Below are 400 nucleotides of genomic sequence, written 5' to 3' on the forward strand. Positions count from 1 at the left end.
AAAAACAGCAAGGGGGAAATATCGTTATGCAAAAAACAAGCAAATTTTTCAAACGAAAAGCCGCGGGCATGATGGCGGCAGTCATGATGATGAGTGCGATTCCTGTCAATATGGTTGGATTTGCTGATACATCAGTGAACAACTCGGACAGATATGCCGCAAATGACCGCACTGCGACAGATTCCAATGCCAGTCTTTCAACCGCGTCCAATGCGTTAAAGATGCAGACGGAAGGGACAACCTACTACGTGGATGCCAGAGATGGAAATGATACGGCAGATGGAAAGACAGAGGATACCGCCTGGAAATCCTTTGACAGGGTGAATTCCAAAACATTTCTTCCCGGAGACAGAATTCTCCTGAAGGCAGATTGTATCTGGAACCAGCCGCTGAATCCAAA

Annotated in this window: 1 protein-coding gene; it reads left to right on the forward strand. The window is 46.5% G+C overall.

Annotated features, from left to right (window positions below; genetic code table 11):
- Window positions 1–26: 26 nt before the first annotated feature.
- Window positions 27–400 (forward strand): hypothetical protein (locus NE664_15085; protein MCQ4727957.1); only part of this gene is annotated, 374 nt, incomplete at its 3' end.

Source organism: Anaerotignum faecicola, assembly GCA_024460105.1.
GTDB lineage: Bacteria > Bacillota > Clostridia > Lachnospirales > Anaerotignaceae > JANFXS01.